Below are 24,384 nucleotides of genomic sequence, written 5' to 3' on the forward strand. Positions count from 1 at the left end.
CTTATTAATGGTTAAGTACCCGATTCAGAAATAATTTCGCTCTTTCTTCACGAGGGTTGACGAAGAATTCCTCGGGAGGTGACTCTTCTACAATCTGACCTTTGTCCATAAAAACAACACGATCGGCCACTTCACGGGCAAAGCCCATCTCGTGCGTAACCACAACCATCGTCATTCCTTCATTTGCAAGCGCCTTCATGACATCAAGAACCTCTCCGACCATCTCCGGATCCAAGGCTGATGTGGGCTCATCAAACAACATAATTTTCGGCTTCATCGCCAGTCCCCTCGCAATGGCCACACGCTGCTGCTGTCCACCTGATAACTGTGAAGGAAAACTGTACGCCTTATCCTGAATACCAACCTTATCCAGAAAATACATCGCGATCTCGTCGGCTTCTTTCTTAGCCATACCATGCACCTTCATCGGAGCAAGCGTAATGTTATCGATCACTTTCTTATGTGGATATAGATTGAAATGCTGGAATACCATGCCGATATCTCGACGCAGCTTGTTCATATCCATCTTCTTATCGCTGACCTTGAACTCATTCACGATAAGCTCACCGCTTGTGATGGTTTCCAGTCGGTTGATACACCTTAGCAGCGTACTCTTGCCTGAACCTGACGGACCTACAACGACAACGACTTCCCCCTGCTTGATCTGAAGATTAATTCCTTTGAGCACATGGAAATCGCCGTAATGCTTCTCTACTTGACGAAATGAGATCAATGGAACCCCCCCTTCGATGAATCATCATTGATGTAAACTGTTTGTTATGTAAATTAACACTTGATGTATTTAAATGATAAGGAAAAAACTATGAAATCTTATGCAATCCGACATTTAATTAAAAAAAATGATGACAGCAAGATACGAACCTTGTGTCCAATCAGCTTGGCATACTATAATATAACCCAGATAGATACCAACATTGAATGGCCCGGAGGTTCTAGAATAAATGGCGGGTAAACCCAAACGATCAACCTTCCGAACCCGACTGGAAGATATGGTCACGACATTACGCAGCGACATCGTAACTGGAAAACTTCAGCCCGGTGACTTTTTACCTTCCGAATTAACACTTGCTGAACAGTTTCAGCTTAGTAAAAATTCGGTTCGCAAAGGACTGGAAGCACTACTCGATCAGGAAATGATCGAAAAAGCGCCGCGAATCGGGACGCGCGTTGTTGGGACAGGTCGGAACGAAAAGCTTACATTGAAATTCGGTTATTACTCCACTCTTTCCCTTGAAGCTAATTTATTGGAGCTGGTCGAAAAGTTTCAACAGCAGCATCCGCATATTGTCGTCCAAATGATTCCTCTTTCGCATTCGTACTTTTCTCAGAACACGAAGGAAGCCATGGAGAGAGACGCGCTCGACCTTATCACTTTAAATACCCAAAACTACGAAACGGTTGCTGAAACTGGAGCCGTCTCGGATATCCTAGAGCCGCTTGAACGAAAGAATGGCACGTATACCTTTCTGTCAGGACCTTTCACCAAAGACAGTCATTTGTATGTGCAGCCGTTTATTTTTTCACCGATCGTCTTGTGTTACAACCGAGATCATTTCAAGGAAGCAGCATTGCCAGAGCCGGATAGCAGTTGGAGTTGGAACGATGTCCAGAAAGCAGCGCTAGCCTTAACGCAAAAGCAGGACCGAATCGGCATCTTGTTTCACCTGCAATCCATCAATCGATGGCCGCTCTTTTTACTGCAAAACAAGGTCGTTTTTGAACGAGATCAGCATGGTAAGCTGATTTTCAACAACGATAATTTTCGGAAAGCCATGCAAACCAGCCTTGGGCTGTTTGAAGGAATGAACCCCGACACCGTCTATATGTCGGAGAATGACTCTGATGCCGAACGGTTTTTCTTGCAGCAAAAAACGTCCATGATTGTGACCAGCTATTACAGCTTGAACCATTTGCGTAATGCTGAATTCGCATATGACATCGCACCGCTTCCCTATTCGTTGGTAGCGAAGACTCAGCTCTTAATCATTGGTCTTGCGGTCATTAAGTCAAGCAAACAAAAGGAAGCAGCCCAAACTATGCTCGATTTTCTCGTTTCGAACGAAGCGCAGCTGCATATTCGCAAAACCACCCTTACCATTCCTAGTGTCAAAACGGCGGCGGAGTGGATCGGGGAAGAAACGTTGGCGCGTCCTTCCCGGTTCTTCATGTACCGGGACATCATCCCGACATTTAGTTTCTATAAAGACATGAATGTAACTTTCCACGAACTGGAAACCATGCGCCACATTCTCAAGCTTTACTGGGCACGGCTCGACGATTTCGAGACGGTTTGCCGAAGGCTGGAGGATAGCCTTTAAGAGAGATTTCCCAAAATAACGTATCAACGTTCCACTAACTAGAGGTCGGGTGACTTTTGCCTTGCAATCGACAGAAAACAAAAACAAAAAAATGAGATGGCAAGAATAACCTTGCCACCTCTTTTTTTTGTTTTCTATGCCCCTAAGTGAATATCTTTACGTTTGGGACAGCCTCGTTTGGTTATAATAAAGCTCTCCATTCTTAGTTGATATTGCCAGACCATTTTGCCCCAGTGCCTGATAGAACGGAGCACCTTGAGCATTCAGACCCTGCCATATTTGCAGTGAAACGACTTGCTGTTGTTTTCCCATCATAAGCCTGACCGTATAGGATACTCCATCCTCGTCCGTTGCCTGACCCTGTATATAGGCACTACTCGATGTTACAACCAACCATTGAGACGTTTTCATTTCCAGCTTTAACCCTTTTGGCTCTGCATGAATCTTCAATTTCCCTTTTGGAAGATTTGCTTTTTCATCCATTTCCCATTCGGCTTCAATGTGTACTTTCTTAGCCTTGCTGCCAATCGCCGTATTTCCCTCGGTAATGGCAAACCATCCCTCAGCTTCCACCTCTTCTGCGCTGGAGCCGTATACAGCAAGAGTCACGTTCGACTCCGCTTTCGCATACCCGCTATTCATCAACAACTCTGTCTTCACCTGATATAATCCTGCTGGAAGCTGCTGATTCAAATAAACACTTCCTGTGACATCTGTCTGATATACAACCTGTAGCTCCGGAGCGGCATATGCCGTGAGTGTTCCATCCGGATTCATCTGTGAAATCGTAAATTGGATCGGCAGCCCAGCTATAGCTCCCAATTCTCCATCTTCCTGCTGAGAAACCTGAGCTGCTAGTTTCACCATCCCAACCAAAGCGGTAGTAGTGCCTGTGTAGGCGACTGACGCTGTTTCACGCTGTACAGTTATGCCGCCTTTTCCTTCGCTCGCTCCAGTATGCGTGATGTCATCCCGCTCGAAGACAGCCCGCACTTCATAAACAGCCTCCTCCATATTGGCCGGTACGCTTTGTGTCACTACATATGACAACACCGCCACGCCTTGTGCATTCGTCGAGGCACTTCCTATCGTCCCCCCATTCACTGAGAATTGTACGGAACGGTTTGCAAGTGGCTGGTCTTGAAGATCTGTCAACGTCGCGCTTAAAGTCGCCGTATCGCTATAAGTGGCTTCCGTTACTGTATTAACAGTCAATGAAGTGCCTTGATAAACGGTAACATTGATCGTATTCGTTCTGATCGTCGATTCACCTAAAGTGATATCGGCATAAACGTTCGCCGTTCCCGCCTTGAGCGCTTTAACCTCTCCATACACAACGGACAGAACAGTCGGGTCGCTGCTTGTGAAGGAAGTCGTGCCCCCTGCCAAGATGGCCGGCAGTCCGTTCTCCAGAACGCCGGAACTGATAATCGGCTCACTTTGCCCCTGATCCAGCGTAACCTTGGCCATTGATATTGAAGCTTGAGCCAAAGGAGCTTGTAGTTTAAACAGCGTCGGTCCCGAAGTATAGTAAATGCTTCCGTCTACACCCAAGTCCAACAGATTCGATTGCGTTTCCGTAAGTTTACGGTATTTCAGAGTCACAGGATCGAATACGGTTACGTTGCGAGCAATAGTCGTATACAGCAAGCCATCTTGCCCCCAGCGTAAATAAAAGGAACGCCATGGGCTACCACCACTTGCATTCGGGTAAATCAGCTTACTTTTCACAACCGCATTAGTGCTGGGATCCATCGCATAGATAGCATAAATGTCCCCCCCTTGATCACCCTTCCCCCATGCGCCGCCCCATAACAGTCCGTCAGGACCGAAAGACAAACCGCCGAGTAATTTAGGGGACGTCAGGCCAGGAATGACAGGTACAAACTCACCCAGCTTGGTACTTGTCGCAACATCCCATTTGAACAGTTTGGCCACCGCCGTGGGTGGCGTCGTTGTGCCGAGACCTCCGTCGATGGAGGTACCACCGTAGACAATGCCATCTTTATAGGCAAGCGCAATGATACTTTGATCTTCTACAACGTTACGGGTTGACGTCCAGTTATTCGTTGTTTCATTGTAAATGGTTAAACTGCCGCCCATTTTGCCGTAGAAAGGAATCGTTCCGATAAACAGCTTGTTATCGCCGGAAGCAAACGCATAAGGCCGATCTTGAGCATCGGGAACCGTGTAAACGAGCCCTGGATTATGCGATGGCGTTGATCCGTAATTGTAGGGCAGGCTTGCATCATAACGGTAAACGCGTGCTCCGCTATAAGCGCCGAAATAGGTCTTGCCATTCAAAAAGCCGATCTCCTCAACTTGATGGGGAGAGAACGGAGAAGAAATTTGAGCTTCATATTTTTGCGTTGACTGATCAAATACACTTAATCCATCCAGGAAACCACCGAGATATAGCTTGCCGTCCGACCCTGCTGCGAGGCTTTGTATATTGACACCATCCCTTGCCATAGGCACCTGGATAGTCTGTATCGAATGATCCAACGGGTTATACAGCGTGTACTTGCCGTTCTCGTACAAGGTAGCCAACACTTGAACGCCATTAGGCAAAGTGATCCAATCAAACGCTCTACTCCCAGTCTCAGGGAGTCCAACCTCCGGCATTACGGCCTGCACCGTATTGGTTGAGACATTATATGTCCACAGATTGCTCGAAAATTTATTCCGGTAATAAAGCAGATTGGCGTCATAAGGAGACGGAGGTGAGATTTTGCCATCAAATGCCTCCGGATCTGTATAGGCAAATCGTTTCTTAACTTCAAACGTCTGTTCATCCAAGATGGCAAGCGATGTACCACGTGCAAGGTAAAGAAGTCCGTTGTAAGGAGAAATATTGTGCACGAAACCATCCACACCCGTAAACGGCATTTGAATCTCAATCTTTTCTCCACTTACCCGGTCGATTCGCATCAAATGCTCTTTGGAGCCGATCCCGACATACAAGTACTGATCGGTAACCCCGGCTCCTCGAGCATATTGTTCAACTGGATGCATGCTGCCTAGATCGGCAAACAAGCCTGTGTTGGTATCGTAACTAAAGACCTTGGCATTCGGATACGTAGAGCCGTATATGAGGCCATTAGAACTTGCATCCAAATCCCATACGAAATTATTGGAAGGATTATTCCCTACTTCTGTGATCTTTCGGAGTAACGGATCGTATTTCCAGAACTTACGATTGGCTGTAGCGGCAAAATAGACGTTCTTATCCGCCCCCACCGTCACCGCCCAAGTTTCTGTCGTACCAGGGACTGCCTCCGAGAAGTTAATACTTCCTGAAGCAGCATCAACGGCATAGAACGTCCCTGGATTGCCGTTGGCCACGAAATAGAGCTCGCCATTCCCTATCGCTCCCCCCATGGTTGTCGCCGTGAGCGTTGCTTTGCCCAAGTTGACGGGATTGCCATACTTAAATGGTAATTTAAGCGCGTCGCCCTTATAAGTAAATGAAACATCATCAAAGTGTGCTTTGCTGATCCCCCCTACCCCGGAATACAATAAAACCTTCGCTGTTTCTGCTTTATCCGGAGCTATCCCCTCTATTTTGATTTGCTTCCATGTATTCAGCGGTGTGCCATGTGAAACGGAGGATGTTCCAATTTCTTTGCCTGATTCATTATAAAATTTGATATAAATGCTTACGCCTCCTCCGGATACTAAGTAAACGCTGGCTTTCGCTTCATATATGCCGTCTTCTTTCACACTGATCGCTTGAGTGCTCAGCCCAACGGATTTATCCGTATAGGTGTCATCAAGGAGAAGACTAGACAACCCGCTGTTCTGCTCCGTCTTACTTATCGACACAGAGCCCGCAGGCGTACCCGTGAACAACCCCCAACCAGGAATAGTTGATCCCGAAGCAGGATCTTCAAATCCGGGATTGAGCACGGCAATCGTATCGGCCACGCGGTAAAACTGGGCCTCGTCCACATATGCCGTCATGGTAGTACCCGATGAAGCATACACGAAGACCGTCGCAAAGGCTGCATCCGCCGGAGCAATACCTTGGGCTCGAATGTCCAGCCATTTGTTTAACGGAGAAGCGGTGAGATTATAAGTCGCCTGTTTGTTCAAAGGTTTCCCCGCTGCGTCGTGCCAGCGAATCCAAAGAGCAGGAGTTCCTGTAAAGTTTTCGATATACAACTTGACTGCTGCCTCAAAAGATTTTCCGGACGTTACAGCCAGCTTTACGCTTTCCGCTCCAAGCGCCCCTGCCACTGCCCCAGTTCTCTCCATCTTCAAGCTTCTATTGCCTGCGAATTTGATCGTTTCTGACAAAGAGAGCCCTGAAGGTATACCGGCAGAAAAATAACCCCAGCCCGGAATTTTGCCTGATACCAAATCTTGTTCGAATCCGGAGTTGGGCACCGGAATGATCTCCGCCGCCTCAGCGGCTCGTACGTTGGAGGGCAAGTAAAAAGCTAAGCACAGTAAAGCCAACAATCCCAACAACCATTTGGATAACGTGCTTCTTCCAACCATTGATATAGCCATTCTCATCATCCTTTTTCAAAATTCTACCCGATCGGCAGTGTGTGTGGTGATAGGCGAGATTGATGTAATGCTTTTGTGAAACCGCTTACATATCGTGTATAAACGAACTAATGAGAAAAAGTTGTAACCTGACCAGTCATGGAGCATGACAACGCTATTTTTAAATGAAAATGGCTAGAAATATCTATAATACTCTCATGGACTGGTAGGATTTGATGAAGGAAAACGAGGTACGCATCAACAATGAATGGCATTGAACACTTGTACAATATTGGCTTTGAGCGTTTCTTTGGGGATCGTATACAAATAGCAGTAACTACAACATTTCAAAAGATACAGGTACAGCACTTACTTGTTTTTCAGCTTCTACTTCTTGCTCCTTCCCATAATCAATGAGAACGCCTAATACGTCTCGTGGAGATTTGCGAAGTAATTCGTAAGCCACTGTCATAGATGATAAAGCCATCTCATGCGTGATAAGTGCTTGGATGGAAATCCGTCGTTCAGAAAGTAAACGGATAAATTCCGCCATGTTGCGACCTTCTGTCCAACGTACGTAACCGATCGGATAGTCAACGCCCTTGCTTTCGTAGCTGTCATGATACCGCCCAGGACCACCAGCGCGCGAGATAAGCACCTGCGCCTCTTTGGCAAACATCAACTCCCGATCGAAGTCCATCTTCACATCGCCGACGATGACGATTTTCCCCCTGTCGCGAATCCAGCGTAGAGCCTGATCAATAATGCCGGAATTGGCACCATTGGCACAGATGATAACCGCATCAACACCTTCATGCTGATGTAGTGAATCGATGGTACGGTTGACATCCTGTACATTGTCACACACTTGTACGGCACCGGCTTCCGAAAGCTTGGCGCAGCGTTCTGCCAACAAATCAAGCCCGATTACCCTACTGCCGGAAACGTCTGTAATCCGACATACGATTTGTCCCAGAATACCTAGTCCAACCACGACAACCGATTCTCCAAAACGCAAATCCGCTTGACGCAGCGCATGAATAGCGATCGCACCGAGTCCGACGAAGGACGCTTCTTTCGAACTGCATTCCTCCGGAAGCGGAACAACCAAAAGCTTAGGCACCACTAAGAATTCCGCATGCTTAACATAAGGAGAACCGTAACAAGCGACTCTCTGCCCTACCTTCACATGGGAGACGCCTTCACCGATTTCCCGCACGATTCCCATCGCACTGTAACCAAGTTGAATGGGAGTATCGGTCATCAGGTTTTTCAGCAAAAGCTCTGTGCCTGAACTAATTGCAGAGTAGCAGGTTTCAACACGTACATGGTTCGTTTCAATGGAAGGTTCTTCAATGTCTAAGACTTCAACCTTGCCTTTCAAGGAAATGACGGCTTTCATCTCTTTCCTCCTTTCGTCATTGGTATTTATCTGGATCATATAATTCATGTTAAGCGATAGTAAAAGGACTGTCAAACCTTTTTTCATAGGCATTTCGTCCTTTTCTTCTGCAAATAGATTTAGATAAGAATCAAATAAGAACCAGTGATTATGATATAATCAACTTTAAGATGGGGGGGGGGGAACTAGCATGAAGAATGATATGCTCTCTTCTCTGCTGGAAACAGCCGAGCTAAAAGTGTTAAAGTTTGATATCCATCGCCGTCGCGAGATGAACTACCGGAACCGTGTATTTCAAGAGTATTACATGATGACCTATGTGAGAAAAGGCTCGGCCAAACTCAAGGTTCAGGACAACATCTATGTGATTGAACCGGGATCCGTCATTTTTATCCCTACTTTTCTGGAACACGACCAATATAAAGATAGTGATGAGGAAACCGAGTTTCTCTGGTGGCATTTCACTTACAAGATTCAGAATGTGATCGATGTGCTGCCGTTTTTACAGATCCCTTATATCTATCCGCTGAAAAATCACAAAAAATTCGAGGCCGTATTCGACGAATTCGTACTATCCACCACAAGGGAAGGCCATATCCCTAACATCATTTTGCAAAAAGCAAAATCTCTTGAATTGCTTTACTTGTTATTGGACAACGCTTTGGGAAGTATGAATACCTCGGATTTGAGACAGCAGTCTCACAGCTTTTTGTCCATTTTATTGAAAATTGTAACCCAGCCCGAGGCTTCGCTTTCATTAGCGGATTTAGCCAAGGAATTACATATGAATCCAACCTACGTAAGCAACCACTTCAAAGCGATGTTCGGCAAATCGCCGATCCTTCTGCATCGGGAAATGAAAATCGCAAAAGCGAAATCGCTTTTGGAAATGCAAGAATTGAACATTACCGAGATCAGCAGTACCCTCGGATTTAATGACCTCCAAACCTTTACCCGCCTTTTCAAGAAATACACGGGCATTTCCCCTGCTCAATACAAGCGTTTGTTTGATAAAAATATTTAAAAATGCTTCCAGCTGCACGACCTGTATAAGTGTTAAACTTCAGCAAAGTTGTGCTCTATTTTTGTAAATCCGATACCTATACACTAATCTCGAGGGTCAATGAACCCGTTCGAGGAGGTAGGGAAATGGAAACACTGCGTATCGTTTTCACAGAAAAGCAAAAGGTTGAGGTCCGAAAGGAAACATTCGATCCTACAATCGGCCAGACCGAAATTTTATGTGCCGCTCTATGCTCCCTGATTAGTACAGGGACAGAGCTTCAATGCCTTCGAGGTATATTTGACCCCGATACCAACTGGTCGGACTGGGTGAAGTATCCTTTCTATCCTGGTTATTGCATGGTGGCTGAAGTACTTGAAGTTGGCCCTGAAGTTAAGGGGATACAAAAAGGTGATCGCGTGTTTGTCGAGAATTCGCATACGCAATATTTTAAAACAGATGCCAAGCATGCCTATCTTCTTCCACAGAATATCAGCGCCGAGCAAGGCGCATGGATCAATCTTTCCAAAACAACACAACTTGGTGTAAGAAGAGCAGAGCTGCAGCTAGGAGAAACGGTAGGCGTCATCGGTCTCGGACTTCTCGGACAGCTGGTTACTCAATATTTATATCTGTCTGGGGTGAAAGAGATTTTCGCCATCGATCCTGCTGAGAGCCGTTTACAGCTGGTTCAAGAACGACCGGGCATTCATCTGCTTCCCATGGATGCGGGAAAAGCACATGAGGAAATCAAGCATAAAACAGATGGTCGGATGCTGGATGTTATCTTCGATATTACTGGACATCCGGCTGTTTTAGCCCAAGCCACTCGGCTCGTCAAGCCTTTGGGACGTGTTATTTTGCTGGGAGATACAGCCACACCTTCTGAGCAGGGGATGGGCCGCAATGTAGTGTCCAATTCTGTTTCCATTCTGGGCATTCACGCCCAAATGAATTACAACGGTTGGAATCATCCCGAAATGGCCGCTTTATTTTTAAGTTATATCGCGCAGGGACGAATGGACGTGTTACCTTTGATTACCCATCATTATTCGCCATCAGAAGCCCCGCAGGTGTACGATTCATTGGTGCAAAACCGTAGTTCTGCCATGGGCGTTCTGTTTGATTGGACGAAATTAATGGGAGGAAGCGAATTGTGAAATCACAATTGAGGGTAGGACTAATTGGATGCGGGGCCATTTTACAGCGCCGCCATTTGCCTGAGTACCTTGCACATAAGGATGTAGTCATTGTAGCTGTATGTGATCCTAATTTGGAACGCGCACAAGAAGTCGCTAGACAGTTTGGTATACCGAATGCATACCAAACACATCAACAATTGCTGCAGAGTGGCGGCATTGACGCTGTTTCCGTCTGTACCCCGAATCATCTTCACAGCTCGGTGTCCATTGAAGCCATGGAATTGGGCATTCACGTACTGGTCGAAAAGCCGATGGCCACCTCTCTGAAAGAAGCGGAAGCTATGATTCGCACGGCCAAAGAACAGAATGTGTTTTTGATGGTCGGCCACAATCAAAGGTTTATGCCGGCACATCGCAAAGCGAAAGACATTTTACAATCCGGAAAATTAGGCAAGGTGTTAAGCTTTAGTACGGTATTTGGTCATTCTGGACCCGAACATTGGAGCATAGATGGCAAAAACAGCTGGTTTTTCAACCAGGAGCACGCCTTTTCCGGGGCATTAGGGGATTTAGGCATCCATAAAGCGGATTTGATCCACTGGCTGTTGGAAGACAGTTTCATGGAAGTCACGGCATTTTGCTCGACGCTGCATAAACCTACGAACGTGGACGATCACTCGATGATATTATTGAAAACAGCGAGCGGAACCGTTGGCTCGCTAACAGCCAGTTGGACCAATTACGCGAATGAAATAAACGCCACTATTTTATACTGCGAAAAAGGTACACTAAAAATCGGAACCGATGACCGTTTCGGAGTGATCGTTGAATACTCAGACGGTATGAGGGATTACCATGAAGTCGGGGCATTGCAAACCAATAAGGCTGGGGAGCAGCATAATTCGGGTGTTATTCATCATTTTGTCGAAGGTATTCTGTCTGGAAGCGGCCATGAAATTACCGGAGTGGATGGGTACAGAGCACTTCAGACCATACTTGCGGGTATGGAATCTCAGCAATTGAAGAAAGTCGTCGTTATTCCGGAGCTGGTGGTAATTAACTAATTCTTTTCTACAATAAAATGTAAAAAGTGCCCCTCCCACGCGATTGCAATGAGAGTGGCACTTTTGTCTACAAATCTTGCATTCGATGTTTATTCTGCTGACGAAACTCCCCAGGTCTGATTCCAGTCGCTCTCTTAAAGACTACACTCATATATTCTGTATGCTTAAAGCCGATGCGTTCGGCGATGACGGCTAATGAAAGTTTTGTATCAAGAAGTAGTTTTTTTACAAGCTTAAGTTTTACATTTATGATTTCATCATGTGGTGTGCGACCCAATACTTTCTGAAATCGGCTTTCCAATATACGACGCGAAACCTTAAGTTGATCAAGAATATCTTGAACTTGAATGTCATCATAAGCATGATTGCGAATAAATCGCACGGCATCAGATACCATTTTATCCTCTACGGCAAGAACATCTGTTGACAATCGGACTTGAACATTTAAGGGTTCAATCAAGTGCATTTGTCCCCCTATTACTTCACCTGACATCATACGTTCGAGTAACTCCGCTGCTTGGTAGCCTGTTTTGACGGCATTCGTTTGGATGCTGGATAAGGGGGGATTGGATAATTCGCACAAGAGCTCATCGTTATCCACACCCAAGACAGCCACTTCATCAGGAACGGGAATCCGAGCAATGCGACAAGCCTCGAGAAGCTGTTGGCCGCAAATGTCATAGCACGCCATTATCCCTATTGGCTTGGGTAGGTCATACAACCATTGGACCAGCTTGTCTTTTTCTGTCTTCCATGATTTTTCACCTAATAGATTTTCAGAGGCTTCAAAAGCATGGCAATGATAGCCTCTCTCCGCAAGATAGACCTCCAAATAGGTGCATCGTAATTTAGACCATCGAAAACGAGAGTCCCCGTAAAATCCTATATGTTTAAAACCTCGTTCGAGAAAATGCTCTGCAGCCAATTGAGCAATGGATTGGTCATTGGTCTCTACATAAGGAAGGCTCGGAATCATTCTTGAGGCACTGAGGTCCACTGTTGGAAGACACGCGTCCTTAATAAACCGCGCGGTTTGCTCGTTTTCTATACGGGCGATAATACCATCACCCTGCCACTCACGAAGCCAACTCAAATCGGTGTTATTTCGGCTATATTCACTGAGAAATATCGACCAAGGACGGTTTTCGCGCAAATAGGTGTTTATCCCACTAAGAAGTCCACGAGCGTACCCATTCGAAGTTTCAATTAAAAGAGCAACCTGTTTTTGCTGTGGATTCGTTATGGATACGTTTTCGTTGAATCTTGATGTGAATAAACTCATTCGCAAACACCCCTTTACGCACTACTAACTAATATATGGTTATATTCTACTATTTACAACTATAAAAGACAGGTGAAAAATCTCATTTTAAAAAGCAAATAATCTCATCGACTTCCTTTGTTGTTTGGTCTAAAGTCAATTTATAAACGGAATATGATAGGAGGATCCACCTGTGTCTTCAAAAATACGAGTCGCCATTGTTGGTTTAGGCTTTGGAGCAGAATTTATTCCAATCTATCAAAATCATCCCCATGTGGACATGTACGCCATCTGTCAAAGAACAACGGATAAATTGAATCAAATAGGTGACCATTTCGGTATCCAAGTTAGATATTCCAGTTTTGATGACATGCTGAAGGACGACAACATTGATGCCATACATATTAATTCACCAATTCCAAACCATGCCGAGCAAAGCATTGCGGCATTGATGGCAGGCAAGCATGTAGCTTGTACAGTCCCTATGGCAACGACAGTTGAAGATTGTAGGCGAATAGTCGAAGCTGGGCAGCTGTCTGGGAAGAATTATATGATGATGGAAACCTGCGTTTACACCCGCGAGTTTCTATATGTGAAAGCATTGCGGGACAGCGGCCAACTTGGGAGGATTCAGTTCCTGCGCGGAGCTCATCAACAAGAGATGTCAGGCTGGCCTGGATATTGGGAAGGGCTCCCACCCATGCATTATGCGACGCACGCGGTAAGTCCATTGCTCGCACTTGCCGACAAGGAAGCAGAATTCGTTTCGTGCCTAGGTTCTGGACAAATAGCTGACAATCTTGCTGCAAAATATGGGTCACCTTTTGCAGTCGAATCCGCGTTATTCCGACTTCGTGACTCTAATCTTGCCATGGAGGTTACGCGTTCTCTATTTGAAACATCCCGTGAATATGTTGAAAGCTTCGACGTTTATGCGGATCAAATGAGCTTTGAATGGCAGCAGTTAGAAGGAGAAGAACCTATTATCTTCACCGGAGAGAACGCCCAGCGGGTTACAATTCCAGATTATGCAAACTTGCTCCCAGAAGGCATACGTAAATATACGATGCAGGGTGTCTACGATTCGGCAGATAACGTACATTTATCCTTTAAACAAGGAAACGGGCATGGTGGCTCCCATCCGCATTTGGCACATGAATTTATCATGAGCATAGTTGAGAAGCGTGAGTCTTTCCCAAATAGCTATACGTCTGCCAATTGGACTTGTGCCGGCATATGCGCACATGAATCCGCCATGAACAATGGTGCGCAAGTGAAGCTGCCAATATTCCGTTAAATCATATGGAGGTCATCCCCATGGATATTCCTTATTTAAGAGCTGAAAATGATGAACAAAGCATACGTATTTATCGTGGTAATCATCCAGATCCGATTCTTGTACAGAATGCACAAACACATCAACGTCCCTTTATTCACCCCATCCTTGCTCCGGATGGAAATGGTGTGTTAACTGAAAATGCTCCGCCTCATCACCCCTGGCAGCATGGCATTTATATCGGTTTGAATGATGTAAATGGCATTGGATTTTGGGAGGAAGGCATTAATCATCATCCAAAGGACGGCAGCTTTCACCCTCTGCCGCTCAAGCCTGCGGTTATTAATCTACACCATGCTTCATGGGAGATTGAAACATGGTGGCGCGATCCAGAAGGAAACCACATGATAACAGAACGGCAGCAATGGAGTCTGCATGATCTGGGGAGTACATATGAGCTTGATTTCCAATGGTCCTTACGAGCAGAAATCAAGCTAACTTTCGGACGTTACGATTACGGCGGTCTTTTCCTTCGTATGCCTTATCGTCATGAACTAGGAGGCGAAGCGCTCAATAGTGAAGTTCAAATAAATGGTGAAGCAGAGGGAAAACGTGCCCGTTGGGTTTCCTGCAGAATGCCGATTGAAGGCCGAACTGATAACGCTGGCTTTGTGCTTATGGATCATCCGAACAATGCTGAACATCCTGTGCCATGGCGTGTTGATGGACAATTAGGTATTTCACCAAGCCGGTGTATTGCAGGTCAGTGGATTCTTGGTAAAGGAGAAACACAAATCCATCAATATCGGATACTCGTATTTTGTGGTGATATGGATCCATCCCATGTGAATAACAACTGGCGAAATTTTGCGTCAAAAATATCAATTTACAAGGAGTGAATCCTATTATGAGAAGCGTTATTATCGTCCATCCTAGTTTCGATGCGACCTGGCCGTGGACCGCGGACCACTTTCACACACTTTGGAAAGCCCAAGGATCAACTGATTTTATTCGACTGGCCCCTAATGAGTTAAAAACGCTTGGCGAGCTTGTTCCCGAACCCGGCAGCGTTACCCGTTTGATTTCTTTAAATGTAGCTGTAACATCCGATTGCTTACATGCTTTCAGTAGTTTAAAAGAAGCCGTTATTACAACCTGCTCCTATGGGAGTCCTATAACGGAAGAACAAATGGCCATTTTGAAAGATGCAGGGGTTAACATGTACACGCATCCAAGCGAAGGTTATTGGGGACAATCGGTATCCGAATTTGGTCTGGCGCTAACCTTATGTGGTTTACGTAGAATTCCTCAAACGCATCATGACATCATTTCAAGCTTGCAGCCCTGGAATTATGAACCTGAGAATGGTGTAGGCACACCGAAAAAAAGAGGAGAACAGTTTTGTGACGATCCCAACTTTACGAATGGAACCGTTGAAGGTAAACGAGTCCGTATTGTTGGGGCAGGCAATATTGCTTCCCGTTATGCAAGCTTTGTCAGCATGCTTGGGGCAGACGTTGCGGCGTGGGATCCCTTCGCTACGGAACCTTCATTTCACCGTGCAGGAGCTAGAAAAGAATGGCATTTGAGTCAACTCATCCATGATGCTGAGATTTTCGTACCCATGGTGCCATTAACAGAGCAAACAAGAGGACTACTTACATCGGAACATATTCATTCACTGCCTAAAGGATGTTTAGTGGTACTGGTAACAAGAGCGGAAATTTGCGATATGCAGGCAATTCGTGAGCGTGTTCTTAAAGATGAGATTAGCCTTGCAGCAGATGTATTTGATATCGAGCCCTTACCATTGCAGGACTCGCTGTTAGGAAGACACAATGTTGTTCACACCCCACATAACGCTGGACGAACTGTGCAGGCGAATCAACGTTGGGCCGAAAAACTAGTCGAACAGTTCCTTCCGATTTCACAATATGAATAAAAAAATAAATCAAAAGTGCCCCTCTCATGTGATTACATGTAGAGAGGCACTTTTTTATGTTCGATATGCCATCGTATGGATTTTGGAAAATCCCCCTATTGTGTTATCTAGCCGGAACAACAGTAAACGTAGTCTTATCCGCTTTCTTCTTCTCCACTATCGTGGGAATTCGGTCAATTTTAATAACATCTATGACGCCACTTTCATTTTTAGTTAGAGTCAACGACAAAATCATTCCCCGAATCGTATTCTCACTTCTCGTCAGCTTCGACGATACGAAGTTGCCTAAGGAGGAAGCAGCGACTCGATTACGAACCTTACCATCGTTGTCTTTCACTACGGTCTGAGTTAACGGGTGCAGCACATGAGGATGTGAACCTAAGATTACGTTAACGCCTTGTTTAAAGAGGAACTGTATCAATTGTTTCTGATCTCTGCTCGGGTACGTCTGATACTCTTTCCCAAAATGTAAGCATACTATGATGAAATCGGTTTTGTTTTTCAATTGGCGGATATCTGCAATCATTTTTTTTCGATCAAATGGATTAACCATCCATCGATGAGGAACAGGTATGGCATTCGTCCCTTTGGTATAGGCCAAAATGCCAATATTCACCCCTTTTACACGCATGATCAGATGCTGATTAGCTTCATTAAGGGTACGAGAAGTCCCCGTATGTTTGAGCCCATGTTGATCGAGGATCTTCAATGTTCGCTTTAAGCCAACTGCACCACCATCCATACAATGGTTATTGGAAGTTGTTAATACATGAAACCCTACGTTTTTTAGCGTTGCTGCTAATGCATCCGGGCAATTGAATACGGGATACCCTGTTCTCGGATTTCTTCGTTCCATTGGACAATTGCATTTGGGTCGGATTCCCATCGCGCCTAATTTCCTGTTCCCGGAGAAGGTCGTCTCTAGATTACCAATCGAAAGATCGTGGTTCATTAGATAAGGTTTAATGGGTTCAAAAATAGAGTCAAACGAATATCCGTCTCCTTGTTTAGCAGAGTCAATGATTTCACTTTTCATCAACAAATCTCCCACAGCGGCAATCGTTATTTGCACCAATGCTTTCACTCCTCTCATGAGCACATTATTCGATGAAAGGGGGTGTTGATTGCAAAATAGGCTGAGCTTTGGAAGAAGAACCTCCATTCCCACTTCAGGTGGATTTGGAGGTTCCTTTACGAAAATTCGTGACTGACTCCTTGTGCTGAGCCCATACGACGTATGGCTAGCTCCAGCCGCTGTGCGTAATCCTTAGCGCTGCCCCGTTTTCACCAGCAACCCGTTCGGAAGCTTGGCATCCCAATTACCCGGGACTGGTAGGCCCAGCGCAGACAGCACGACGGCAGCCGTGTCCATGATAGTCAGGCCAGCCAAATCAGCCTCTGATTGAACGCCTGGGCCACGGCAGCCCCAGAAAATCGTCATGTCTTTCGGATGATCGCTGCCATGATTGAAAGCATCCAAGCCTCCGCCACCATGGTCCGTCGTTACGATAATCAGACTATCTTCCAGCATTCCTGCCTCTAGAATGGCTTTACTGATCTCACCAATTTGACTGTCTGCGCGCGAAATTGCCTTTAAGTACTCCTCGGAGCCATACCCATGCTGATGGCCAGCAGCATCCACATCATCCAACTGAACGAACAGCAGTTCAAAATCCGGATTGTTTTTACGGATATACGCGGCAATGGCAGGAACCAACTCTTCATCCGGTGCAGCGTATTTATATACCGCGTCGTTCTCTTCAATGATTCCGGTCTGGATCGGTTTCCATGAGACGAAGGATGCCATTTGGCTGTTAGGTTTGGCTTCGCTTATGATTTGAAATAAGGAAGGCGCAGCCGAGGCTATTGGGTAGTTCCGTTCCATTTTAATATTCAAATGGGACTCATGCCTCTCAGGCACTACACCATGCAGCAGAGAACCCCAGCATTCCCCGCTATTGGAGGGAAATACGGTCTGGGCATGATTCGTTTTGGCTCCGCCCAGGAGGAGTACATCGATATACGGCGTATCAGCTTCGCTGACGAACGCCCCTGCTCCATCAATACCAAGAATGATGACTCTTTTGACCGCCATTGATGATGCCATTGTCAATCCCTCCGACTACAAGTTATCCCAAATCCGGCGTATCCGTCAGTTCAATGACCGACGTATCCGTATGATGTAATTCAAATACGATAATTTCATTGCGTCCAATTCGCAGTAATGGCGCCGGTAGATACAACGTTTGCTGCGACCCTTTCTCCCAGTAACGTCCCAAATTAAACCCATTAATCCAGACTATGCCTTTCGACCAGCTATCTAAACGAACGAACGTGTCCCCCGCTTCTTCCACGGTGAATTCTCCTCGATAAAAGGCAGGACGATCATTCCTTTCACTCACCTCAGCAGAGCGTCCAAATGGAACCGTCGTCAAATTGTCCAGCGGGAGTGGATATATTGTCCAATCAAACAAGAACTGATTGTTCATCCGTACACCCTCTGTTATACCTTTATAGTCCTTTAATTTCGGACCGTAGTTGACGCGCCCCATGTTCTCGACCACAATGTCCAGCTTCACACCTTGAGCGGGAATATCCATCGGGAGTGGACGCGAGTCCCATCTTTCCACCGTGCCTTGGTAGACACCGTCCAAGAAGACTTGCGCACGGTCATGTACCTCCTGCAGGTGCAGCTTTTCACCCGTACGCGGCCCGGACACATGCGTGGAATACACGATGAATCCATAGCTTTGGCCCAGCTTTTCCATCGGCTCTGGATAGGTGCTCAGTACCGGCTTCGTGAGTTGTGTCAAATGGTCAAGCATATCTGCTTTTTCAGTCAAAGCGATACGACCATAGCTTTTCTTCTGAATAGGTGCAGGCCATTCTGGAAAATCCTTAACATCTTTTCCTAGATAGCTAGCAATCACGCTGCGGACAGCTCTATATTTCTCGGTCTCATCTCCGCATTCGGACAAAGGCGAATCATAGTCGTAGCTAGTGATTGTCGCCTCATATTTATCATGATAGTTCGCTCCGTTGTAGAAGCCGAAGTTCGTCCCGCCGTGGAACATGTAGAAATTCACTGAGGCGCCAGCGCGAAGCATACGGTCGAATACGTCCGCAACATCGCCCGCATCACGCGTATGGTGAGGCTTTAACCAGTGATCAAACCAACCGTTCCAGTACTCCATGCAAAAGAGTGGCTCATCAACACGGTATTCACGAAACTTATCAAAAGCTTCCTCCGGTTTAGAACCGAAGTTCACCGTGGCAAGCGTACCTGGAACTGTCCCGCCCTGCAGCATGCCGTCCTCTGGACCGTCAGACGTAAACAGCATAACATCTACGCCGCGCTTGATGAACCCATCCCGCAAATACGTTAAATACGCCGTATCATTGCCGTAACTGCCATATTCATTTTCAATCTGCATCGCGATGATGGGTCCACCATTTGTGCTAAGCAGCGGGACCAATAGAGGGATCAGCGTGTCATAGTAACGGTCTACTTTTTCCAGATAAGCCCGATCCATGCAGCGAAGCCGCATATCCGTATATTTCAACAGCCATGCCGGTAATCCGCCAAACTCCCACTCCGCACAGATATAAGGGCTCGGTCGCAAGATCACATGCAGCCCTAGCTCGCCAGCCTTCCGAATGAATCGCTCCACGTCCGCAATGCCAGCGAAATTAAAAACATTTTCCTCCGGTTCATGCAAATTCCAAGGCATATACGTCTCTACGGCATTAAACCCGCAGGCTTTGAGCTTCAATAAACGATCTTCCCAATAATCAGGCACGACGCGAAAATAATGGATGGCTCCAGATATAAGTTGAATAGGCTTCCCATCTAAAAGAAACTGCTTATTTTGGGCTTGTAAAATGGCCACGGTTATCCCTCCGACTAATGAATGCGATAGTGTATTAATGATCTAATCATCGCTGAAAAGTCGGTCAATCCTCAATCTCCAAATGGAGCATTTTCTATACCAAATGTGCCAGTTCAATGATATGATGGAACGTACAGCGATGACATACGGAGGGAGCCCTTCATGGAAGATTTGTACCGTTTTCCGAATATGATCAATACCTTACAAGTAGTAGGATGCCATTTTGGCTTGAAGCCCCCGGGATGGCACTACCCTCGGCATCATCATCATTTGTTTGAGCTGCTTTACTGCTCGGAGGGTGAAGTTGTGCAAGAAATGAACCGCGAATCGATTACGATGCGGCAAGGAGACTGGCTGCTGATCAAATCCGGCATCAGGCATCAATCTTCGAATTTGGCTTCCGTAGATTACGGCTACTTTAATGTGCATTTCGATCTAGATGATACCGAAATACGCAGCCTGCTATCGACGACTCCTTATCGGCACATCCATCATCAAGATGCAGAGCAAAGCAAGCTTCAGTTCTACTTGAGCGAACTAGAGGCCGTCATGCATCGCAATCAGTCGAAGGATACCGCCAAGCAAGAGCAGCAACCCTATTTGCGCTTCGAGGATAAGCTGCTGCTGCACTCATATACATTGCTCATCATTCATGACGTGCTAAATTTAATACGTGAACACGACTCACTAAGTAGACATGTGCCAACGAAGGACAAAGACGCCTCCTTGTTCACCGCAGATGTCGCCCATGCGATTGAAGAGAAGCTATCGCTCGGTCTCTGTGAGGAGGCGTCCGTCGCGGGGGTTGCGAAAGAACTGAACCTGAGCCGCAGTCAATGCAGCAAGCTCTTCTCCAAGGTGTACGGGCTATCGCCGCGTCAGTATGTCAGCCGGCAAAAGCTGAATCTAGCCAAAGAGCTGCTCGTCACAACCAATTTGCCAATGACGGACATTGCGGAGAAGCTCGGCTTCCACTCGGCCAGCCACTTCTCACGACAATTCCGGCGCTGGACCGGCCAGTCGCCAAGTGAATTCAAGCCGAAGCATCATGCCACGCAGCAGCCGCTCGTACTTTAGCGGAACTACGATATTACAAACAAAAACGCCCACAAACTATGAAGTTTGCGGGTGGTTTGCGTATTTTACTCCTGTGTCCCGGTTTACGGGCGTTCTCGCGATTTTACTCCTGTGATGCGTCTATGTCCGGTGTTTGTTCTTCAACCTCGTTAATCACGACGCTTTGTGATTCTGGTTCCCACTGTACATCGGCTTTCAGCGCTTCACTAATGAAGCGAGCTGGCACCATCGTGGACCCATTATAGACTTCTCCGGCCACTTCTAGATCAACGGCTTGTCCATTCACAAAGGCTTTACGAACACCTATTACAAGCTTCACTGTGACACCATCTTTCACTACGGTAACCGAGTTATCTTCTGGATTCCAAGTAACGGTAGCCTGCAAGGCTTCAGCAATCGCTCGGAAAGGAACTAACGTGTTCCCATCTTTAATCATTGGCGGGACTTCAAAGTTAGGTTCAAGGCCATTAACGTAAGCTTTGACACCAAGCTTGCCTCTCTTGCTATTCAGTGCTCCAAGCTTTTTGTATACAGTCAGGTTCGTTGAATCTGATTTAATCACTTCTGTTTGAATCTCTGCAGCTATGTCCAAATCCCCGTTATTCTCAGCTTCAATAACCGAGTCCGCGAGAATTGAACCAATATCTGCCGTATCATTTAACTGCAAATTATACTTTTCCAACAATTTGGAAATGATGGCACCGGCAGGACGGTCTTTGACATTTTCGTACGCGTTCTGTAAACCTTTATACCCCTTATGTCCATGAGAGCCGTAGGTAGATGAAGTCACCGTTTCTTTTTCTCCGGAAACCTTCTTTTCCTTCTTTTCCTTTTTCTCCTTCAGCTTGACATCCACTTGATCGTTAGAACTTGATTTAGAACTTGTACTTGTACTTGTACTTGTACTTGTACTTGTACTTGTACTTGTACTTGTACTTGTACTCGAACTTGTACTCGAACTAGATTGATTCGAACCTTTATCATGCTTAGGCTCTGCATATGCCGCAGAACTTAATAAAGTACCCAGAACTGCTAACGAAACCACAATGTTAAGTTTCCATTTCATGCTTTACACGCTCCCAGAATAATTTGTCGTTTTTTGTTAGTTCACTCATTATACCTCACAAACAGACAACATTCTGTATCACAGCACACAAAATGGACTTTCATTTTTGCACTATTCGCCTTTCCTGAACTGTCCTGGTGTAATCCCCTCATAGCGTTTAAACACTCTGATGAAGGTATTACTGTTCGAAAAGCCAACCTTTTGCGTAATATCCGTAATCGTATCATCGGTCTCCGACATCAACTGCTTAGCCAGCTGGACACGCTGTTTATTGACATAATCAATAAACGTTTCACCAGATTGCTCTTTGATGAAGCGTGATAAATAAGGCGCATTGACTTCAAACTTCAAAGACAGTGAGGTCAGGCTCAAATCCATATCCGCCAAATGCTCATCAATATAGCTCAGCACTTGATCTTTCAGATTCGTGTTGTGACTTTTCTTCTTGGAATCGACGTAGTCACAAACGGTTTTCAAAAACTTATAAATTTCATCTTCAATTTCCACGAAGGATTCGCACTGGGTCAATTGTTTAATGAGTTCATGCTTCTCTACCGCCAGTTCATTAGGTCCCTGATCCAGATGCTCGATAGCCTTCAAGATCGTGCCGATCAGTTCAAACATGAGAAGCTTGCCGAGCTGCAGCGATAGCGTGCCATCAGACACATTGGTTACGATCAGTTCGCTGACGGCCTCCATGGCCTCCTCGTATTGTCCCGTTCTAATATGATTGATCAACTGCCGCTCCATATCCAACGGATAATACAGCTCATTCTTCGGTCGTTTGATCCGATCAAAAGGTATAATCTGGCTCGGTCCAATGACGAATTTATATTCAAGCGCCTCCAGCGCCTCGTCAAATCCTTGTGGTATTCCGGTCAAAAGTGGATGGATATCACTGATTCCTATGGTTAGCTGAATATAAAATTTCCCCTGAATAATCGTCTGCGCCTCTTGCGCAATCTCAATCAATTCCTGTTTCGTCCGAACTTCATCTTCATTCTGAATATTAACCAGAAAAGCAATCATACCGTCCACTTCGGTCGTGAAAACCGTATGTTTTCGACCAATCAGCTCTTCCGTAATGTTCGTCACGATATAATAAACATACTGCAATTTGGACTCCGCATCTCGTGTCCCGCTGTCAGCAAACAAAGCCGCATAATCGCCGATATGAAACAGCAAGACGGCAAAACGGTTCGTCTCGAACCGCAGGTCAAACGATTCCATCGATTGCGCGAGTGCAGAACCGCTCTCGACTCTGCCTTTGAGCAGTCGTGCTAGAAAATGGCTGCGCAGCACGTCTTGCTGTTTCTGGATGGTTCGGTTCGCCGTAACCTGCAAAGCTTCATTCTCCGACATGAAGGACTGAAGCAGTGAGAATTCATTCCCAATACCTTCGAGATTGGACTTCACCTTCGGAGAAACCAAATCCACCATACGGCGGATCGGCATATAATGTCTTCGCGTCAGCCAGATGGACATCGGACCACCGACAAAAATACACATAAATAAGCCCGCATAAATCCAGCTTCGCAATTGACTTACTTTCGCTGAATAAATTTTCGTAGGAACGATGGATACATACTTCCATTCATTTTCAACGGAAGAAACGTAAGAAACCGTTACCTCTTCCTTGCCCCATTTTTGACTAAATGAGCCTTCCGCTGATTGGATCTGTTCGAAATCAATATCGGATACATGATCTGAATCGCCAGCGGTCATCAGCAGCTTATTGGTGGAATCGAGTATTAACACACTGCCAGCTTGGGCAATCTGAATATTCGAGATGGCTGCTTTCAACCGTTCTGCATTCAGCATGACAACAAGTGTTGCCGGCGCTTCGCTGGCATTCTGAATCGGCAGTGACTGCATGTACACCATGTCATTGTCAGCGAATTGCAGGAAATTTCCATAGTAGATTTTCTCCATACTGTCGCTCCACTGCTTCATGGTGATGCCTTTATTCTTTGCGTGAAGCAATTGGAAAAGGAGCTCATCTTGATTCATTGTCGATGTCGTGACTCCGAAATGATCTTTTTTCATATATACATATAAATCGTTAATATCCCCATTCGAGGCGGCATACGAACGAAGCGAAGTGATCAGATCCAGTGTATCAATCTTGACTTGCGAATTGTTGAAATCAGCTTGATTAACATACTTAATGACTTTAGGATCCAGGGAAAGCTGGAGACCCATTCGCTTAATATCTTTGAACTGATTGTCTAGCGATTGCTTCACCTGGTTAAGCAGCGCTTTGTTGGATCGAATGACCTCCGAGTTCAATAAATGCTGCGACTGAAAAAGAACCAACATCGTGATGACGATGGGAATACATAGAATGGTTAAGTTCGAGTAAAGCCAGAATAAAAATACGCTTCGCTTCACAAAGAAGTCCTCCCTTACTCATGCTGTATGCAGTATT

General features: G+C 45.8%; 17 protein-coding genes. 8 read left to right on the forward strand and 9 right to left on the reverse strand.

Features of this window, described 5'->3' with window-relative positions:
• Positions 1-4: 4 nt before the first annotated feature.
• A complete protein-coding gene (locus tag QFZ78_RS19670) occupies positions 5-733 on the reverse strand; it encodes an amino acid ABC transporter ATP-binding protein (protein WP_307550115.1) in 729 nt (242 codons plus the stop codon).
• A 229-nt stretch (positions 734-962) separates the two neighbouring features.
• On the opposite strand from QFZ78_RS19670, the gene QFZ78_RS19675 reads away from it, so the two are divergent.
• A complete protein-coding gene (locus QFZ78_RS19675; protein WP_307550117.1) occupies positions 963-2,339 on the forward strand; it encodes an extracellular solute-binding protein in 1,377 nt (458 codons plus the stop codon).
• 156 nt (positions 2,340-2,495) lie between these two features.
• On the opposite strand, the gene QFZ78_RS19680 is transcribed toward QFZ78_RS19675, so the two are convergent.
• Both QFZ78_RS19680 and QFZ78_RS19685 read right to left on the reverse strand, forming a co-directional pair.
• The gene (locus QFZ78_RS19680; RefSeq protein WP_307550121.1) at positions 2,496-6,854 is read right to left on the reverse strand and encodes a hypothetical protein; all 4,359 of its coding nucleotides are present in this window, start codon (positions 6,852-6,854) and stop codon (positions 2,496-2,498) included.
• 316 nt (positions 6,855-7,170) lie between these two features.
• Complete coding sequence (locus QFZ78_RS19685) at positions 7,171-8,235, reverse strand: zinc-dependent alcohol dehydrogenase (protein ID WP_307550123.1); 1,065 nt, start codon at positions 8,233-8,235, stop codon at positions 7,171-7,173.
• Between the two features lie 190 nt (positions 8,236-8,425).
• Here QFZ78_RS19685 and QFZ78_RS19690 point away from each other — a divergent pair, with 190 nt between their 5' ends.
• From QFZ78_RS19690 to QFZ78_RS19700, 3 genes are all read left to right on the forward strand, one after another.
• Positions 8,426-9,259: a helix-turn-helix domain-containing protein gene (locus QFZ78_RS19690; RefSeq protein WP_307550126.1), complete on the forward strand. Its 834-nt coding sequence runs from the start codon at positions 8,426-8,428 to the stop codon at positions 9,257-9,259.
• 125 nt (positions 9,260-9,384) lie between these two features.
• Positions 9,385-10,398: a zinc-binding dehydrogenase gene (locus QFZ78_RS19695; RefSeq protein WP_307550128.1), complete on the forward strand. Its 1,014-nt coding sequence runs from the start codon at positions 9,385-9,387 to the stop codon at positions 10,396-10,398.
• Positions 10,395-11,444 (forward strand): Gfo/Idh/MocA family protein, encoded by a 1,050-nt coding sequence (locus tag QFZ78_RS19700; protein ID WP_307550131.1) that lies wholly within the window; start codon positions 10,395-10,397, stop codon positions 11,442-11,444. Before QFZ78_RS19695 ends, QFZ78_RS19700 begins: the two co-directional genes overlap by 4 nt.
• A 67-nt stretch (positions 11,445-11,511) precedes the next feature.
• Here QFZ78_RS19700 and QFZ78_RS19705 read toward each other — a convergent pair whose 3' ends face one another.
• Positions 11,512-12,726 (reverse strand): DNA-binding transcriptional regulator, encoded by a 1,215-nt coding sequence (locus QFZ78_RS19705; RefSeq protein WP_307550133.1) that lies wholly within the window; start codon positions 12,724-12,726, stop codon positions 11,512-11,514.
• A 172-nt stretch (positions 12,727-12,898) separates the two neighbouring features.
• Between QFZ78_RS19705 and QFZ78_RS19710 the strand changes: the two genes are divergently transcribed.
• From QFZ78_RS19710 to QFZ78_RS19720, 3 genes are read left to right on the forward strand one after another with little or no spacing between them, the layout of a single operon-like run.
• Positions 12,899-14,002 carry a Gfo/Idh/MocA family protein gene (locus tag QFZ78_RS19710; protein WP_307550134.1) on the forward strand — a complete coding sequence of 368 codons (1,104 nt, stop codon included), beginning with the start codon at positions 12,899-12,901 and terminating at the stop codon, positions 14,000-14,002.
• Positions 14,003-14,022: 20 nt separating this feature from the next.
• Positions 14,023-14,880: a DUF6807 domain-containing protein gene (locus QFZ78_RS19715; protein ID WP_307550135.1), complete on the forward strand. Its 858-nt coding sequence runs from the start codon at positions 14,023-14,025 to the stop codon at positions 14,878-14,880.
• 8 nt (positions 14,881-14,888) lie between these two features.
• A complete protein-coding gene (locus tag QFZ78_RS19720; protein WP_307550137.1) occupies positions 14,889-15,923 on the forward strand; it encodes an NAD(P)-dependent oxidoreductase in 1,035 nt (344 codons plus the stop codon).
• A gap of 103 nt (positions 15,924-16,026) precedes the next feature.
• On the opposite strand, the gene QFZ78_RS19725 is transcribed toward QFZ78_RS19720, so the two are convergent.
• The 3 genes from QFZ78_RS19725 to QFZ78_RS19735 form a co-directional block, all read right to left on the reverse strand.
• The gene (locus QFZ78_RS19725; RefSeq protein ID WP_307555801.1) at positions 16,027-16,995 is read right to left on the reverse strand and encodes a CapA family protein; all 969 of its coding nucleotides are present in this window, start codon (positions 16,993-16,995) and stop codon (positions 16,027-16,029) included.
• Positions 16,996-17,190: 195 nt separating this feature from the next.
• Positions 17,191-18,030 carry an alkaline phosphatase family protein gene (locus QFZ78_RS19730; protein ID WP_307550138.1) on the reverse strand — a complete coding sequence of 280 codons (840 nt, stop codon included), beginning with the start codon at positions 18,028-18,030 and terminating at the stop codon, positions 17,191-17,193.
• A 22-nt stretch (positions 18,031-18,052) separates the two neighbouring features.
• Positions 18,053-19,813: a glycoside hydrolase family 35 protein gene (locus QFZ78_RS19735; RefSeq protein WP_307550140.1), complete on the reverse strand. Its 1,761-nt coding sequence runs from the start codon at positions 19,811-19,813 to the stop codon at positions 18,053-18,055.
• A gap of 162 nt (positions 19,814-19,975) precedes the next feature.
• Here QFZ78_RS19735 and QFZ78_RS19740 point away from each other — a divergent pair, with 162 nt between their 5' ends.
• Positions 19,976-20,890, forward strand: coding sequence for an AraC family transcriptional regulator (locus tag QFZ78_RS19740; protein ID WP_307550142.1), 915 nt, complete (start codon positions 19,976-19,978; stop codon positions 20,888-20,890).
• Between the two features lie 103 nt (positions 20,891-20,993).
• On the opposite strand, the gene QFZ78_RS19745 is transcribed toward QFZ78_RS19740, so the two are convergent.
• Complete coding sequence (locus tag QFZ78_RS19745; RefSeq protein WP_307550143.1) at positions 20,994-21,956, reverse strand: stalk domain-containing protein; 963 nt, start codon at positions 21,954-21,956, stop codon at positions 20,994-20,996.
• 111 nt (positions 21,957-22,067) lie between these two features.
• A complete protein-coding gene (locus tag QFZ78_RS19750) occupies positions 22,068-24,347 on the reverse strand; it encodes a helix-turn-helix domain-containing protein (RefSeq protein WP_307550145.1) in 2,280 nt (759 codons plus the stop codon).
• Positions 24,348-24,384: the final 37 nt, after the last annotated feature.

It is taken from the genome of Paenibacillus sp. V4I5, assembly GCF_030817255.1.
In the GTDB taxonomy this organism is placed as follows: Bacteria; Bacillota; Bacilli; order Paenibacillales; family NBRC-103111; genus Paenibacillus_E.